This is a genomic window from Rhodobacter sp. Har01, from assembly GCF_020564565.1.
Lineage (GTDB): Bacteria > Pseudomonadota > Alphaproteobacteria > Rhodobacterales > Rhodobacteraceae > Pseudogemmobacter.
Genome location: NZ_JAJCTD010000001.1, coordinates 78270 through 93358, shown reverse-complemented (window position 1 = coordinate 93358; position 15089 = coordinate 78270). Strand labels below are relative to the sequence as shown.

Genomic DNA, 15089 nt, shown 5'->3' with positions numbered 1-15089 from the left:
TGATGGACTGGCAGGGCTATCTTGACCGCGAACAGCCGCGCTTCGTGGCCGAATTGCTGGACTTTGTCCGCATCCCCTCGGTCTCGGCCAAGCCCGAGAACATCGGCGACGTGCGCCGCGCGGCCGATTGGGTCGCGGCGCGGCTGACCGCCGCCGGGGCGGAGCATGCCGAGGTGCTGCCGACCGCCGGGCATCCGGTGGTCTGTGCCGACTGGCTGCATGCCGGGGCCGACAGGCCGACGATCCTGATCTACGGCCATTTCGACGTGCAGCCGGCCGAGCCGTTCGATCTGTGGTCCTCGCCGCCGTTCGAGCCGCAGGTGCGCGACGGGCGGGTCTGGGGCCGGGGGGCCTCGGACGACAAGGGCGGGATGCTGATCCCGATCCTGGCGGTCGAGGCGATGCTGCGCACGGCCGGGCGGCTGCCGGTGAACGTGCGGTTCTTTTTCGAGGGGCAAGAGGAGATCGGCTCGCCCGACCTGCCGCCGTTCGTGTCGGCCAACACCGACCGACTGAAGGCCGACATGATCTTTTCCGCCGACGGGCTGCAGTGGGCGCCCGACCAGCCGCAGATCGTGGAGGGGCTGAAGGGGCTGGTGTCGCTGGAAATCCGCGTGCAGGGGCCGCGGTCGGACCAGCATTCGGGCCTGCACGGCGGCGGCATCGCCAATCCGGCGATGGCGCTGGCGCAGGTGCTGGCGGGGCTGAAGGCGGCGGACGGGCGGATCACGGTCGCAGGCTTCTACGACGATGTGCTGCCGCTGAGCGAGGCCGACCGCGCGGCGATTGCCCGGGTGCCCTATGACGAGGCCGCCTATCTGGCCGAGACCGGCGCCCCGGCGGCGGTCGGAGAGCCGGGGTATTCCACCCGCGAGCGGCTGTGGGCGCGGCCGACGCTTGAGGTGAACGGGCTGACCTCGGGCTGGCAGGGGGCGGGCACCAAGACCGTGCTGCCGGCCGAGGCGCGGGCCAAGATCACCTGCCGGCTGGTGGCCGCGCAGACGCCCGAACGGGTGTTCGACGCGATCCGCGCGCATGTGCTGGCGCATCTGCCGCCCGGTGTCACGGCCGAGGTGGTACAGAACCCCGGGCGGGCCGACCCGTTCCTGCTGCCCGCGGGCCACAACGCCACCGCGGCGGCGGCCGAGGTTCTGGCGCAGGTCTATGGCCGCGCGCCGTATCGCACCCGGCTGGGCGGGTCGATCCCGGTAATGACGACGCTGCTGGAACACCTTGGCGTGCATGCCGTGATGTTCGGCTTCAGCCACGACGACGAGAACCTGCACGCCCCCGACGAATTCTTTCGGCTGGATGCCTTCCGGCTGGGCCAGACCGCCTATGGCCGGCTGCTGGAGAGGCTGGGCGCCTGAGCCTCGGCCACCAGATGGCCATCGCCGCAATCGACCAGCCGCACCCTTGCGGGGCCGCTGCCGGCGGGGTGGACGGGGCTGGGCACTTCGCTGGCCAGCCGGGGGCGCGGGGGCGGCACATGCAGCGGGTCGGGCACCGGGACGGCGGCGATCAGGCGCTGGGTATAGGGGTGGCGCGGGTTGCCGAAGACCTGCGCGCGGGTGCCCATCTCGACGATCTGGCCCAGATACATGACGCCCACCCGGTCCGAGATGTTCTCGACCACCGCCATGTCGTGGCTGATGAACAGGAAGGCGACGCCGAATTCCTGTTGCAAGGCGCGCAGCAGGTCCAGCACGCGGGCCTGCACGCTGACATCCAGCGCGCTGACGCTTTCGTCGGCGATGATCAGGTCGGGTTGCAGGGCCAGGGCGCGGGCGATGCAGATGCGTTGGCGCTGGCCGCCGGAGAATTCGTGCGGGTAGCGGTCGGCCTGATCGGCCGACAGGCCGACGCGGGCCATCAGGTCCTGCGCGCGGGCGCGGCGTTCGGGCGCGCTGCCAAGGCCGTGGATCAGCAAGGGTTCCGAGATGAGATCGCCCACACGGCAACGCGGGTCAAGCGCGGCCATCGGGTCCTGGAACACCATCTGGACGCGGCGGCACAGCGCCTTGCGCCCCGCGGCGTCAAGGCTGTCGGTGGGCTGGCCGGCGATCTCGATCCCGCCGGCATGGGGGACAAGGCCGACCAGCGCCTTGGCGATGGTGGACTTGCCGCAGCCGGATTCGCCGACCAGGGCGAAGGTCTCGCCGCGGCGGATGTCGAAGCTGACGTGTTCGACGGCGTGGACGTTGTGGGTGACCTGCCCCAACAGGCCGCCGCGGATGGGGAAGCGGACGACGACATCGGACAGCCGCGCCACCGGGGCGGCGGTGACGGGGGGGCGGTGCGCCCCCTGCCCCATGCGCGGCACGGCGGCCAGAAGGTCGCGGGTATAGTCGGCCTGGGGTCGGGCAAAGAGGTCGGGCGTGGTCGCCTCTTCCACCCGGGCCCCGTGGCGCATGACGATCACGCGGTCGGCCATTTCGGCCACCACGCCCATGTCATGGGTGATCAGGATGATGGCGGTGCCCATCTCGCGCTGCAGATCGCGCAGAAGGTCCAGCACCTCGCGCTGGACGGTCACATCCAGCGCGGTGGTGGGTTCATCGGCGATCAGCACCTCGGGGCGGAGCGCGAGCGCCATGGCGATCATCACCCGCTGGCGCATGCCGCCCGACAGTTCGTGCGGGTATTGCGTCAGGCGGCGGTCGGGTTGTGACAGGCGGACGGCCCTCAGCGCGTCCAGCGCGCGGGTGCGGGCTTCGCTGCGGCTGACGGGGGTGTGCGCGCGGATCGCCTCGACCAACTGGGTGCCCACGGTCATCACCGGGTTCAGGCTGGTCATCGGCTCCTGGAAGATCATCGCGATGCGGTCGCCGCGGATGGCGCGCAGGCGGGATTCTGGCAGCGCGGTCAGCTCGGTGTCGCCCAACGCGACCCTGCCAGCGGTGACGGAGACGTTGGGCGGCAAGAGGCCCAGGATCGCCAGCGAGGTGATCGACTTGCCCGAGCCGCTTTCGCCGGCGATGGCAAGGGTTTCGCCCCGGTTCAGGGTGAAGGACAGGTCCTGCACCAGAGGCCGCAGCCGGCCTTCGCTGCGGACCGAAACGGTCAGTCCCTCGACGGTCAGGACCGGGGCCGTGACGGCCCCGGCAGCAGGTTTCAGGGCCGAAGCCAGCGTCATTCCAGCACGCTGCGCGGGACATAGAAGCTGACCACCCAGTTCGGCATGTCGACGATCTCCGAGATGCGCAGGTCGCCGCAGGTGGAAACCAGCATGTAGGCGTCGACCGCCGACATGCCGTGGCGGGCGCAAAGGAGGTCGACCATCGCCGCCACCGCATCACGGGCGCCGGTCATCAGGTCGGGGCCGATGCCGGTGGTGGCCTCATAGCCCATGGCGTCGATGTGCCGGGTCACCGGGCCGGGGGTGGTGAAGCGCGGGGTCTTCAGGTTCGCGCCCTTTACCAGGTCCAGCGTCAGCACCACGTCCATCGGCGATTCGATGGCGGTGCCGCAGACCTCTCCGTCGCCCTGCGCGGCGTGGGTGTCGCCCACGCTGAACAGGCCGCCCGCCACCTCGACCGGCAGGTAAAGGGTGGTGCCGGCCGACAGGTCGCGGATGTCGAGGTTGCCGCCGACCCGCCGGGGCGGGACGACCGAGTGCAGGCCGGGGTCGGCCGGGGCGCAGCCGATGGTACCGGCGAAGGGTTTCAGCGGCACCCGTCCCATGCTGCCCCAAAGCGCAGGTTCCATCGTCCGGGGGTCGAACTTCCAGACGTGCAGCGCGGGGTCGGGGAACTGGTCGGCCAGAAGGCCGAAGCCGGGGATGTTCGCCGTCCAGCCGAAGCCCGCGCCGTCAAAGGCCTGCGGCGCGAAGCTTTCGATGGTGACCTTGAGCGCGTCGCCGGGGGCCGCGCCTTCGACGAAGATCGGCCCGGAAACCGGGTTGATGCGGCCGAAATCCAGTGCGGTCACGTCGGCGACGGTGGACGACGGGCCAAGCTGGCCCGCCGAGGAATCATGGCAGTGGAACAGGATCGTCGATCCGGGTTCGGCGCGCAGCGCCGGGGCATTGGCATTGTCCCAGCCGAAATGGTGCTGCGCGCCGTGGATGGTGTAGTTGCAGGCCTTGCACATTTATTCTTTCACCCAGACGTAGTCATAGTTGACCGGGATCGACACCGGATCGACATACAGCGCATCCTCGCCGCCCATCCGGGGCGACTTCATGGTGTAGCGTTCCTCGTTGAAGACCGGCACCCAGGGCGCGTCTTCCATCACGCCCATGTAGACGTCGGACCACATCTTCATGCGGTCTGCCGCCAATGCCGGGTCATAGGTGCTGTCGGCCTCGACCGCCTTGGCGTCCAGCCCTTCGTTGCAGTACTTCGACCAGTTCCAGCCGCCCTCGCCCGCCCCGGCGCAGCCGAGGATCGGGCCGTAGAAGTTGGACGGATCGGGGAAGTCGGCGATCCAGGCCATGCCGCCCGACCAGATCATCGGCGCGGTGCCGGCACCGCCGGCCTCGATCACGTTGGCCTGCGCGAGGCTTTGGATGCTGGCGGTGATGCCGATGGCGGCCAGGTCCTGCTGGATCGCCTGGGCGATGCGCGGGTTGGGGTCGGTGTTCATCACGTAAAGCTCGGTCTCGAAGCCATCGGCAAGGCCGGCGTCGGCGAGCAGTTTCTTGGCGCCGTCCACGTCATAGGCGTAACCGGCGTAGCCTTCGGTATAGCCGGGCATCGAGGGCGGCAGCGGCTGGGTCGCCGGCACCGCGCGGCCGTTGATGATCTGGACGATGCGGTCCTTGTTGATGGCCATGTTCACGGCGCGTCGCACCTCGACCTTGTCGAAGGGCGGGGTGGTCACGTTGAGGGTGATGTAGCCGGTGTGAAGCTGGCCCCCGACCACCACGCGCTCGGCCTGGGCCGGGTCGCCCATGACTTCGGTGAACTTGGCGGGGGGGATGCCGTCGCCGGGCACGTCGACCTCGCCGTTCTGCAGGCGCAAGAGGGCGACGACGGGTTCCTGGCCGACCTCGAAGATGATCTGGTCCAGATAGGGCACGCCGGCGCGCCAGTAGTCGGCGTTCTTGGCGAAGACCAGCCGCTGGCCCAGCGTCCATTCGGCCAGCTTGTAAGCGCCGGTTCCGACCGGCGTCTTGCCGAAGTCGGCGCCGGACTCATCCACCGCTTCCTTGGGCACCACGCTGGCGAAGTTCAGCGCCATGACGTGCAGGAAGGTGGCGTCGGGGCGGGAGAGCGTGATCTTCACGGTCAGCGGATCGACCACTTCGACGCCCGACAGCCCGCCGTCGCCGGCCGCATCGAACCCGGCGATCGAGCCGAAGAAGCCCGCGCCCGGGGATTGCGTGGCGGGGTTCGTCACGCGGTCGAGCGAGTATTTCACATCCTCCGCCGTCATCTCGCGGCCGTTGTGGAACTTGACCCCGGCGCGCAGCTTGAAGGTGTAGGTCAGGCCGTCGGCCGAGATCTCATAGCTTTCCGCCAGGCCGGGCCGCAGGGTGGTGGTGCCGGGGACATAGTCCATCAGCCCGTCGAACAGCGACTTGATCATCGACCAGTTCTGCCAGTCATAGCCGATGGCAGGGTCAAGCGTGGCCACGTCGTCCTTGTAGGTGATGACGATCGAGCCGCCGGCCTTGGCGTTCGGATCGGGGGTGTAGTCCTGCGCCAGCGCGGGCAGGCCCAGCGCCAGGGTCAGGGCGGTCGAGACGAGCAGTTTCTTCATGTTCTCTCTCCTGTTGGTCACTTCAGCTTGATTCTGGGGTCGATGAAGGGGGCAACCAGGTCGGCCAGCAGGTTGCCCAGCACGATGGCCACGGCGGAAACCAGCGTGACGCCCATGATGATGGGGATGTCGACGCGCTGGATCGCCTGCCAGGCCAGTTGCCCGATGCCGGGCCAGCCGAAGACGGATTCGACGACGACGATGCCGCCCATGAAGATGCCGATGTCGATGCCGATCATGGCGATCACCGGCAGGATGGCGTTGGGCAGCGCGTGGCCCAGCACGACGCGGGCGCGGGTCAGGCCCTTGGCGCGGGCGGTGCGGATGAAGTCGGCGCGCAGGACGTCGATCATCGAGGATCGCATCATGCGGGAATACCAGCCCGAGCCGAGGATGCCGAGCGTCAGCGCCGGCAGCACCAGATGCGCGGGCGTGCCGTAGCCGCCGATGGGGAACCAGCCCAGCTTGACCGCGAAGACGTAAAGCAAGAGCAGGCTGACCACGAATTGCGGCGCCGAGACGGTGACGAAGCTGGTCATCATCAGGGTCTGGTCCAGGATCGTGCCCCGCTTCAGCGCCGCGACGATGCCGAAGGTCAGGCCGATCAGCAACTCGGCAGAGATGGCGCCCAGCATCAGCAGAAGCGTGGCCGGCAGGCGCGAGGCGATCAGTTCGGCGACTTGGGTCTTTTGCAGGTAGCTGCGGCCCAGGTCGCCCTGCACGAGGCCGGCAAGGTAATGGCCGTATTGCACGATGAAGGGCCGGTCGAGGCCCAGTTCGCGGCGGATGTTCTCGACCGTCTCGGCGGTGGCGGAGCGGCCGGCGATCTGGCGCACCGGGTCGGCGGGCAGGACGTACAAGAGGAAGAAGGTGATGAAGCTGACGCCCAGAAGGATCAGGGCCGAGACCATGAGGCGGCGCAGAAGGTAGGCGGCCATCAGTCGCGCCCTCTTTGCGTTGGGTCCAGCACGTCGCGCAGGGCGTCTCCGACCAGGTTGAAGGCCAAGGCCAGCAGGATGATCGCGGCGCCGGGGATGAACACCAGCCAGGGCGCCGACTGGAAGTAGGTCTGGTTTTCAAAGATGATGTTGCCCCAGCTGGGCGTGGGCGGCTGCACGCCGACGCCGAGGAAGCTGAGGGTGGCCTCCAGCAGGACGGTGGTGGAAATCCCCAGCGTGCCCCAGACGATGATGGTGGGCACCAGATGCGGCAGGATGTGGCGGAAAAGGATGCGGCCGGTGCCGGCGCCCAGGGTCCGGCAGGCGGCGATGAAGTCGCGGGTGGCCAGCGAGGTGGTCTCGGTATAGATCACCCGCGCCGTCTGCACCCAGTTCACCAGCGCGATCACCATGGCGACGATCCACAGCGAGGGCTGGAAGATCGCGGCCAGGCAGATCGCCAGCAGAAGGGCCGGGAAGGCCATCATCAGGTCGGTGAAGCGCATCAGGGCGGCACCGATCCAGCCGCGGAAATAGCCGGCGGTGATGCCGACCAGGGTGCCGATCAAGAGCGCAAGGCCGTTCGCCACCACGCCGATGATCAGCGAGGTCTGCGCGCCGTAAAGGATGCGGGAGAACAGGTCGCGGCCCAGAAGGTCGGTGCCGAAGAGGAACCGCCCGTCAGGCGGCAGGGGCGCGCCTTCCAGCGTCAGCCCGTCGAACATCTGCTCGTCGGGCGCAAAGGGCGCGATCAGCGGTGCGGCCAGCGCGCCGGCCACGACCAGCACGATCAGCGCAAGGCCGAACAGCGCCATCTTGCGGCGCATCAGCCGGGCCAGCGCGCCGCGCGGGCGCAAGGCGGGGTCAGCCCCGGTCGCGTCGGTCATCGCCGTCCTTTCCACCGTCGCGGCTGGCCACGATGCGGGCGGCGGCGTCCTCAAGGCTGATCCGCCAGGCCATCGCCATCTGGCGCAACTGGGCATAGGCCTCGGTTTCGGACTTGCCGCGGGCGGCCAGCAGGGTGACCGCGCGCACCAGGGTCTGGCGTTCGTCCAGCCGCCGGCGCAGGTCAGAGATTTCGGCCGACAGCGCGTGCTGGGCGTCAAAGGCATCGCGGGCGACCAGCAGCGCGGAATAGGCGCCGTTGTCGCCCACGGGTTTCAGCAACTGGGCATGGGCGCCGGCGCGCAGCGACCATTCGATGCGGCCCGGCGCTTCCGACCCGATCAGGGCGATCATCGGAACGGGGGGCGCGCCGGGGGGCCAGGGGAACATGCCGTCGTGGCCCATGTCGGCGTCGAAGAAGACGTAATCGGCGGCCAGCCCTTCCGGCCCCAGTTCGGGCCAGGCGGTGGCAACCTCAAGCCCGATGGCGGTCAGCTGGCGGCTGAGGGCCTGCACGGTGGGGTGCGGCCGGTGCAGGATCAGCGCCCGCGCGCCGCCAAGATTGGGAATGCGGATCGGGCGCCTGATCATGACACCACCCTCAGCAGGGGCGCCTGCGGCTGGTTGCGGCTACGGGTCAGGTAGGGGTCGCCCGCCATGGGCGCGATCTGGCGCAAGGGGCGGAAGGCGCCGCCTTCGACCCGGGCGATGATCGCGGGCAGCACGGTGTGGTGGGTGTCGCGGTCGACGATTCCGCCGCCGGGGCCGCCCGGCCGCGTGTCCTCGGCCAGCAGGCGGCGCAGCGGCAGGTCTTCGGCCCCCGGCCGCTGCGCCAGCAGCCGCGCCAGTTCGCGCACCGCGGCAAAGGCCGCCGCTTCGTGCGACGAGCCGAAGTTGCCCGGCCCCGGCCAGCCGGCGGTGCCGCGGAAATAGGGGCCGGCGGAGACCAGCCCCTCGGCCGCCTCGCCCAGCGCCGGCAGTTCGCATTCGGTCAGGTTGCACGACAGCACCGGGCAGCGGTCGGGGGCGAACTGCGGGTCGTCCTGCCCCAGCCGGCGGAAGGCGGCGAGGAATTCATAGGACGACGGCCCGATCAGGTTGTTCAGGATGAAATCGGGCCGCGCGAAGCGGATCTCCTCGATCATCCGCCCCACTTCGCGAGAGCCGATGGGAAGGTAGCGCTCGCCCAGCACCTGCCCGCCGGCGGCGGTGATCCGCTCGCGCGCAAGGCGGTTCATCTCCCATCCCCAGATGTAGTTCGAACCGGTCAGCCAGGCCCGCTGGCCATGCGCGGGCATCGCCCAGTCCAAGAGCGGCAAGAGGTGCTGGTTGGGGCAGGCATGGGTGTAGACGACGTGATCCGAGGCCTCGAAGCCCTCGTAGGGCACGGCATACCAGAGCGTTCCGCCGAATTTCTCGACCGTGGGGATCACTTCCTTGCGGCTCCAGGAGGTGACGCAGCCGACCACATGGCGGGCGGCGGTGTCGCGCAGGATCTCCTCGCAGAGCGGGCCGTAGAGATCGACGTTGCCGCCGGGATCGCGCTCGACCGGGACAAAGGTCAATCCCAGCGCGGGGTCGGCGTTGACCATGGCGATGGCCGCCAGCGCACCGGACCGGCAGGCCTCGGAGATCAGGCTATAGCTGCCCGAGCGCGAGTAGAGCAGGCCGAGTTCGATTCTGCGTGTCATCCGCCCCCCGTGCGCATGCGGGCCCGCCAAACCAAAAGGGCCTTGATGCAGACCGGGATGGTCTGCATGCAAGGCCCGAGTGCCATCCGACGATCTGTCGATCTGGGGCATAGACTAGACCCGGCGCGGCGCGGGTCAAGCCTTGGCGTTCGGCGTTCGCCTTATGCGGTCGCAGATGCCCATTTCCTGGGCAAATGCCGGGGCGATCAGGCCCCCAGGGTTTCGGTCGAGGCGAAGAACAGCGCCTGGCTGACGGCCGAGCGGACCTGTTCTTCGGAATAGGGCTTGTTGATCAGGAAGGCCGGTTCGGGGCGCAACCCGGTCAGCAGCCGTTCGGGGAAGGCGGTGATGAAGACCACCGGCACGGTGTCGAAGCGGGCGAGGATCTCGTTCACCGCCTCGACGCCCGAGGAATTGTCGGCCAGCTGGATGTCGGCCAGAATCAGATCGGGCAGGTCGGCGGAGGCCAGTTTCACCGCCTCGCGGTGGGTGCGGGCGATGCCGGTCACGGCGTGGCCCATGCCTTCGATGATGGCGGCCAGTTCCATCGAGATGATCGCCTCGTCCTCGATCACCATCACCCGGCCGCGGACCGAGGTTTCCATCTCGCGCAGCGCAAGGTCGCGCAGGGCGGCGGCCTCGGTCGCGTCGGTGCCGATGATGCGGCCCACCTCGGCGGGGCTGAACTCCTCAACCGTGGACAGCAAAAGCGCCTCACGCGAGAACGGGGTGAGGCGGGCCATGTGGCCCTGCGCGCGGGCCGAAAGTGCGGTGTCGGCATCGCCCACCGGCGCGCCGGCGCTGGCCCAGACCCGGTGGAAGACCGCGAACAGCGCCACCTTCGCCTCGGCCGGCGTGGGGATCAGCGAGGGCTCGGCGAGGATGGCTTCCAGCGTGGCGACGGCGAAGTTGTCGCCACCCGACTGGCTGCCGGTCAAGGCGCGGGCGTAGCGGCGAAGATAGGGCAGATGGCGCGCCACGGCGGACGAGGTGTCGGCGATTTCGGCGGTTCCCATTCACGTCTCCCCGAACCAGGATTCTTGGGAACCAAACGCCGATCTGCGCGTTTGGTTCCCAAAGACAGGCAGGAATTCGGGCCATGGCAGCAGAAAAGACGCAAGCAACGGCCGGAAAGGCGGCGATCCGCAACCAGATCGAGGAAAATCTGAAGCGTGTCTATGAGACCGTGCTGCAGGAGCCGGTGCCGGGCCGCTTTGCCGAACTGCTGGCGCAGCTTCGTGCGCAAGAGCAGGAGGCGGGCAGGTGACCGCCCGCACGGCCCCCGCCCGGACCGCCGATCCGCGCGACCAGTTGGCAGGACACCTGCCCAAGCTGCGCGCCTTCGCGATCAGCCTGTGCCGCAACGTGGCGCAGGCCGACGACCTGGTGCAGGAGACCATTCTCAAGGCCTGGGGCAACATCGACAAGTTCGACCCGGCAACCAACCTTGAGGCCTGGCTGTTCACCATCCTGCGCAACACCTATTATTCGACCCTGCGCAAGACCCGGCGCGAGGTGCCTGACATCGACGGCGCCCACGCGGCCCAGCAGTCCGAAAAGCCCGCGCATGATGGCGTGCTGGCCTTTGCCGAGTTCCAGCGTGCCTTTGACCAGCTGTCGCCCGAGCATCGCGAGGTGCTGATCCTGGTCGGCGCCTCGGGCTATTCCTGCGATGAGGCGGCGGGGATGATGGGCGTGGCGGTGGGCACGGTGAAAAGCCGCGCCAGCCGGGCCCGCAAGCGGCTGGCCGAACTGATGCATCTGGACGAGAACGAGCCGCTGTTCGCCGGCACCGATGGCGCCACCCATGCCGTCATCAGCCGGTCTGTTGTCGCCGCGGCATGACCGGGCAAGCCGGCAAGCAGCGGCCGGGCAGCATTCCGCTGCGGTTGTCTGCCATGCTGGTGCTGGCGCTGCTGCCGCTGGCCGTGCTGGCAATCCTGCAGACCTCTGACATGGCACGCCAGGCTGAAAAGGGTCTGTACACCTCGGCGCTGAGCCAGACGGTCGAGGCGGCGGCGCCCGAGACCCGTGCCATCCGCGATGCCCAGACCGCCGCCGCAACCCTGGCCTCGGCGATTGCACCCTATGTCGACGATCCGGCGGCCTGCCGGCAGATGGTCGAAGGTCTGGCGCGGCAGATGCCCGATGTGTCACTGGTGGCCTATACGCCGATGTCAGGCCGGATGACCTGCGCGTCGGGCGGGCACAGCTACGATTTCGCCGGCAGCCCGCTGTTTCAGGACCTGACCTCCGCGGCCGAGCCGCGGATGGTGGTGAACCCGCACGGGCCGGTCAGCGGCACCTCGGTGCTGGGCATCAGCCATCCGGTGCTGGCCAACGACGGCACGCAGATCGGCATCGTGTCTCTGTCGATCCCGCAGCAGGCGCTGGTCCCGGCCAAGGTGGCGGCGGATGCCGCGGGCCTGGGCCAGCCCGATGCGTTGATCACCTTCGACGGTCAGGGCAGGGTGCTGACCGCCTCGACCGGTCTGGTCGGCGTTGACGGCGTCCTGCCCGCGTCACGCCCGCTGGGCGGGCTGATCGCGCAGGGCTTCCAGACCTTTGCCGACCTGTCGGCCGACGGCGGGCGGCGGGTCTATGCCGCCGTTCCCATCGCCGGCAACCTGGGCGTTCTGGGCGTCTGGACCGCGCATGACGACGGCGCGCTGTTCCACAACGACCTGGTGCCCTATCTCTATCCGCTGCTGATGTGCCTGGCCGGGCTGACCGTTGCCACCCTGGGCGTCGAGCGGCTGGTGACGCGCCACATCCGCAGCCTGGCGCGGTCGATGCGGGCCTATGCCCGCGGCAGCCGGGCGATGCCCGCGGTGGCACTGGACCACCCGCCGGCAGAGATTGCCGCCCTGGCCGACACCTATCGGCGGATGACCGACACCCTTCGCCAGGATGAGGCGGAACTGGAGAACCTGCTGCGGCAAAAGCAGGACCTCTTGCGCGAGGTGCACCACCGCACCGGCAACAGCCTGCAGCTGATCGCCTCGATCCTGCGCCTGCACCTGCGCGAGGACCCCGACGAAGGCGTGCGCCGGGTGCTCGAGGGGGTGCTGGAGCGCGTGCTGGGCCTGTCGACGGTGCATCTGGGCCTTTACCGGCTGGCCGGACAGTCCGACATCGCCATGGATGCGCTGATCGGCGAGGTGGTCGGCAAGGTGCGCCCGATCCTGGAACGGCCGGGCCGTGTGGGCCGGATCAAGACCGACCTGCACCCGCTGACGTTGCCGTCGCAACAGGCGGTGCCGCTGGCGCTGTTGCTGGCCGAAGTGCTGTCGCTGTTTCAGGGCAGCCTGGCCGAGGACGAAGCGCCGGTGATCCATGTCGGCCTGGACAGCCCCGAGCCGCTGACGGCCCGGCTGACGCTGTGCGGACCCGCCGGGGCGCATGGGGCCCTGTCGGGCCAGGCAGAAGGCGGGCCTGCGATCATTGCGGCGCGGCTGATCCGCAGCTTCGTGCAGCAACTGGACGGCGACCTGCAGGTCAGCCGCGGCCCGGCGGTCACGCAAGCTGTGCTGACCTTCGCCATTCGCCATGTCGAGCAAGCGACCGAGCGCGGCGCCGAGGAAGGGGCACCGCGCGGGCCGGGCTGACGACCGGATCGAAGACTGGGCAAGACGAAACCGGCACCCGCGGGTTGCGGATGCCGGTTCGGTCGGGCGCCAAAGGCGCAAGGCCTCAGCCTTGCCGGCGGGTGTCTTCGATCAGGGCCGAAAGTTCGCCCCGCAGTCGCGCCAGCGCCTGTCCGCGTGCGCCGGTCGCCGCGGCGATGGCCGCGTCATAGGCGTCGAAGACATGCTCTTCGCCGCTGCGGATCTGGCCCAGCGTGTCGGCGTCGATCTCGTCGAAGAACGACCGCAGGCTGACCACGGTGCGATTCACCGTTGCCATCAGGCTTTCGCCGCCGGCGGCATCAGGTCCGTGGCCGATCAGCTCGGCCACGGCGGCGGCCTGGCCGCGGTGCAGCGCCACGAAGCGTTCGACCACCGGACGAAAGCCGGGTTCGGCCTTGTCCAGCATGGTTTCAAACCCCGCGCCGATGTCGACGATGCGGGTGTGCAGGGTGCCCAGAGCGTCCAGCTCGGCCTCGCCGGGCGGGAGGGCATCGGTCGGGCGACGGGCAGCGTAGATCGACATGACATGGTCTCCTTTCATCGGGAAGGACCGCGTGTCGCGGCCCTGCACTGGCAACGCCGACATCGCCCGGGCGTTCCCTGGAACGGCGACAAGAAAGTTTCCGTCGCCGGTCCGGAACCGAAAGGGCCAGGGCCGCGTTGACTTTTCACATCGCACCAGCGCGCCAGCCCGGCGCCCCACAGCAAGGAGAGATCGTCATGCTTGGATGGGCCCTGACCTTCCTGATCGTCGCCCTGATCGCCGCCGCGCTTGGGTTCGGCGGCATCGCCGGCACCTCGGCCGGCATCGCCAAGATCCTGTTCTTCGTCTTCATCGCCCTGTTCGTGATCTCGCTGATCATGCGCGCGATGCGCGGTCGCCCGCCGATCTGATCCCGGCTGCAGGCCGCGGCGTTGTCCCTCGCCGGCCCCGTTCGTTCCCTCGGGGCCGTTCTGGCCGCAGGCTCTTGCCTGCGGCCTTTTTCCATGTCTGCCGGGCCAGGTCACCGCCCGGCCGCCGTGGCGATGTCCGCAGGCTTAACATGTGAATTAGATTCATGTATGGCTTCGGCAGGGCTTGCCGAAGCGCAAGCCGCACGCCCGGGCCGGGCCGGCCCTTTCCGGACATCAAGAGGGGGTAGGAGTGCCAGAAAGAGCCCGTGCGCGCGAGGCGTTGGGCGCGGCTCATGGCCTGACGGCGGTGGTCCTGCGGGCGCTGGCGGGAATCGTTCTGATACAGCGCTCTGCCGCGTTCCAGATCGCGCTTGGCGCGGCGGCCCTGGCGCTGGCCACCGGCCTGCGGCTTGGGCTTGACGGTGTCCTGCCACCCGGCTTTCCCTTTCTAACCTATTTTCCCGCGGTGCTGATTGCCCTGCTGTTTGCCGGCGTATGGACCGGCATCGTGGTTTCGGTGATCGGCGGGCTGGTCGCCTGGTATCTGTTCATCCCGCCCTCCGGCGCCTTCGACACCGGGTCCGGCGCGCTGCTGGCGGTGAGCTTCTACGCCCTGATCACCGGCACCGAAGTGCTGTTCGTCGCCGCCATCCAGGCGGCCCTGCACGTGCTGTCGGACGAGCACCAGCGCTCGGCCGACCTGGCGCGGTCGCGCGAACTGATGTTTTCCGAACTGCAGCATCGGGTGTCGAACAACCTGGCCACGGTGGCCGCGCTGTTGCGGATGCAGGCGGGCCGGTCCAGCGACGACGAGGTGCGCGCCGCGCTGACCGCGGCGCAGCAGCGGATCAACACCGTGGCGCGGCTGCAGCGCCGGCTGCACGCGCCCGATCAGCAAGAAGTGGACGTGCCCGATTTCCTGAAGGCCCTGGCCGAGGACACGGTGGATGCCGCGCAGACCGGCCGCAAGGTCGGCGTTTCCTTGCGGACCGAACCGCTGATGCTGGCGCAGGACCACGCCATCCCGCTGGGCCTGATCGCCAGTGAACTGCTGATGAACGCCATCGAGCATGGCGAGCGCAGCGGCACGGCGCCGGAGGTGCTGATCCGCCTGACCGCGCGCAAGCAGGACGATGGCGATGCGACAAAGGTCACGCTGGATCTGCTGGACAACGGACCCGGCCTGCCCGAGGGGTTCAGTCTGGCCGGGTCGAAAAGCCTGGGCCTGTCGATCGCGCGCGAGTTCGCCCGGCAACTGGGCGGCGAGCTGACCCTGTCGGACGGCCCCGAGGGCGGCACGCTGTCCCGGCTGAGCTTTCTGGCCTGAGCCGAGGCGCGGCCAAGGG

At 69.2% G+C, this 15089-nt stretch carries 15 protein-coding genes; 6 read left to right on the top strand and 9 right to left on the bottom strand.

Features of this window, described 5'->3' with window-relative positions; all coding sequences use genetic code 11:
* Positions 1 to 2: 2 nt before the first annotated feature.
* A complete protein-coding gene (locus LHP98_RS00425; RefSeq protein WP_227250529.1) occupies positions 3 to 1370 on the top strand; it encodes a dipeptidase in 1368 nt (455 codons plus the stop codon).
* Here the strand turns inward: LHP98_RS00425 and LHP98_RS00420 are convergent.
* From LHP98_RS00420 to LHP98_RS00385, 8 genes are all read right to left on the bottom strand, one after another.
* Positions 1337 to 3136, bottom strand: coding sequence for an ABC transporter ATP-binding protein (locus LHP98_RS00420; RefSeq protein ID WP_227250528.1), 1800 nt, complete (start codon positions 3134 to 3136; stop codon positions 1337 to 1339). The two genes, LHP98_RS00425 and LHP98_RS00420, sit on opposite strands and share 34 nt — an antisense overlap.
* The gene (locus tag LHP98_RS00415; protein ID WP_227250527.1) at positions 3133 to 4092 is read right to left on the bottom strand and encodes an acetamidase/formamidase family protein; all 960 of its coding nucleotides are present in this window, start codon (positions 4090 to 4092) and stop codon (positions 3133 to 3135) included. The genes LHP98_RS00420 and LHP98_RS00415 overlap by 4 nt, the downstream gene beginning before the upstream one ends.
* Positions 4093 to 5706, bottom strand: a complete 1614-nt coding sequence (locus tag LHP98_RS00410; protein ID WP_227250526.1) for an ABC transporter substrate-binding protein — start codon at positions 5704 to 5706, stop codon at positions 4093 to 4095.
* Positions 5707 to 5723: 17 nt separating this feature from the next.
* Positions 5724 to 6644 carry an ABC transporter permease gene (locus LHP98_RS00405; RefSeq protein WP_227250525.1) on the bottom strand — a complete coding sequence of 307 codons (921 nt, stop codon included), beginning with the start codon at positions 6642 to 6644 and terminating at the stop codon, positions 5724 to 5726.
* Positions 6644 to 7531, bottom strand: a complete 888-nt coding sequence (locus tag LHP98_RS00400) for an ABC transporter permease (protein ID WP_264473532.1) — start codon at positions 7529 to 7531, stop codon at positions 6644 to 6646. The genes LHP98_RS00405 and LHP98_RS00400 overlap by 1 nt, the downstream gene beginning before the upstream one ends.
* The gene (locus LHP98_RS00395) at positions 7509 to 8120 is read right to left on the bottom strand and encodes an ANTAR domain-containing protein (RefSeq protein ID WP_227250524.1); all 612 of its coding nucleotides are present in this window, start codon (positions 8118 to 8120) and stop codon (positions 7509 to 7511) included. Before LHP98_RS00395 ends, LHP98_RS00400 begins: the two co-directional genes overlap by 23 nt.
* The gene (locus LHP98_RS00390) at positions 8117 to 9220 is read right to left on the bottom strand and encodes a transporter substrate-binding protein (RefSeq protein WP_227250523.1); all 1104 of its coding nucleotides are present in this window, start codon (positions 9218 to 9220) and stop codon (positions 8117 to 8119) included. Before LHP98_RS00390 ends, LHP98_RS00395 begins: the two co-directional genes overlap by 4 nt.
* 206 nt (positions 9221 to 9426) lie before the next feature.
* Positions 9427 to 10236, bottom strand: a complete 810-nt coding sequence (locus LHP98_RS00385; RefSeq protein WP_227250522.1) for a response regulator — start codon at positions 10234 to 10236, stop codon at positions 9427 to 9429.
* An 83-nt stretch (positions 10237 to 10319) separates the two neighbouring features.
* On the opposite strand from LHP98_RS00385, the gene LHP98_RS00380 reads away from it, so the two are divergent.
* From LHP98_RS00380 to LHP98_RS00370, 3 genes are read left to right on the top strand one after another with little or no spacing between them, the layout of a single operon-like run.
* On the top strand, positions 10320 to 10487 hold the full coding sequence (locus LHP98_RS00380; protein ID WP_227250521.1) for a NepR family anti-sigma factor: 168 nt from the start codon (positions 10320 to 10322) through the stop codon (positions 10485 to 10487).
* A complete protein-coding gene (locus LHP98_RS00375) occupies positions 10484 to 11065 on the top strand; it encodes an RNA polymerase sigma factor (RefSeq protein ID WP_227250520.1) in 582 nt (193 codons plus the stop codon). The genes LHP98_RS00380 and LHP98_RS00375 overlap by 4 nt, the downstream gene beginning before the upstream one ends.
* Positions 11062 to 12828: a sensor histidine kinase gene (locus LHP98_RS00370; protein ID WP_227250519.1), complete on the top strand. Its 1767-nt coding sequence runs from the start codon at positions 11062 to 11064 to the stop codon at positions 12826 to 12828. Before LHP98_RS00375 ends, LHP98_RS00370 begins: the two co-directional genes overlap by 4 nt.
* An 85-nt stretch (positions 12829 to 12913) precedes the next feature.
* Here LHP98_RS00370 and LHP98_RS00365 read toward each other — a convergent pair whose 3' ends face one another.
* A complete protein-coding gene (locus LHP98_RS00365; protein WP_227250518.1) occupies positions 12914 to 13372 on the bottom strand; it encodes a DUF2383 domain-containing protein in 459 nt (152 codons plus the stop codon).
* A 197-nt stretch (positions 13373 to 13569) separates the two neighbouring features.
* Here LHP98_RS00365 and LHP98_RS00360 point away from each other — a divergent pair, with 197 nt between their 5' ends.
* On the top strand, positions 13570 to 13743 hold the full coding sequence (locus LHP98_RS00360) for a DUF1328 domain-containing protein (RefSeq protein ID WP_227250517.1): 174 nt from the start codon (positions 13570 to 13572) through the stop codon (positions 13741 to 13743).
* 250 nt (positions 13744 to 13993) lie between these two features.
* Positions 13994 to 15070, top strand: a complete 1077-nt coding sequence (locus LHP98_RS00355) for a sensor histidine kinase (RefSeq protein WP_227250516.1) — start codon at positions 13994 to 13996, stop codon at positions 15068 to 15070.
* The last annotated feature ends 19 nt before the right edge of the window (positions 15071 to 15089 follow it).

What these genes read in the sequence shown, in the direction of transcription:
- LHP98_RS00425 (WP_227250529.1), top strand. Translation starts at nt 3, where the DNA reads ATGGACTGGCAGGGCTATCTTGACCGCGAACAGCCGCGCTTCGTGGCC.
- LHP98_RS00420 (WP_227250528.1), bottom strand. Translation starts at nt 3,136, where the DNA reads ATGACGCTGGCTTCGGCCCTGAAACCTGCTGCCGGGGCCGTCACGGCC.
- LHP98_RS00415 (WP_227250527.1), bottom strand. Translation starts at nt 4,092, where the DNA reads ATGTGCAAGGCCTGCAACTACACCATCCACGGCGCGCAGCACCATTTC.
- LHP98_RS00410 (WP_227250526.1), bottom strand. Translation starts at nt 5,706, where the DNA reads ATGAAGAAACTGCTCGTCTCGACCGCCCTGACCCTGGCGCTGGGCCTG.
- LHP98_RS00405 (WP_227250525.1), bottom strand. Translation starts at nt 6,644, where the DNA reads ATGGCCGCCTACCTTCTGCGCCGCCTCATGGTCTCGGCCCTGATCCTT.
- LHP98_RS00400 (WP_264473532.1), bottom strand. Translation starts at nt 7,531, where the DNA reads ATGACCGACGCGACCGGGGCTGACCCCGCCTTGCGCCCGCGCGGCGCG.
- LHP98_RS00395 (WP_227250524.1), bottom strand. Translation starts at nt 8,120, where the DNA reads ATGATCAGGCGCCCGATCCGCATTCCCAATCTTGGCGGCGCGCGGGCG.
- LHP98_RS00390 (WP_227250523.1), bottom strand. Translation starts at nt 9,220, where the DNA reads ATGACACGCAGAATCGAACTCGGCCTGCTCTACTCGCGCTCGGGCAGC.
- LHP98_RS00385 (WP_227250522.1), bottom strand. Translation starts at nt 10,236, where the DNA reads ATGGGAACCGCCGAAATCGCCGACACCTCGTCCGCCGTGGCGCGCCAT.
- LHP98_RS00380 (WP_227250521.1), top strand. Translation starts at nt 10,320, where the DNA reads ATGGCAGCAGAAAAGACGCAAGCAACGGCCGGAAAGGCGGCGATCCGC.
- LHP98_RS00370 (WP_227250519.1), top strand. Translation starts at nt 11,062, where the DNA reads ATGACCGGGCAAGCCGGCAAGCAGCGGCCGGGCAGCATTCCGCTGCGG.
- LHP98_RS00365 (WP_227250518.1), bottom strand. Translation starts at nt 13,372, where the DNA reads ATGTCGATCTACGCTGCCCGTCGCCCGACCGATGCCCTCCCGCCCGGC.
- LHP98_RS00360 (WP_227250517.1), top strand. Translation starts at nt 13,570, where the DNA reads ATGCTTGGATGGGCCCTGACCTTCCTGATCGTCGCCCTGATCGCCGCC.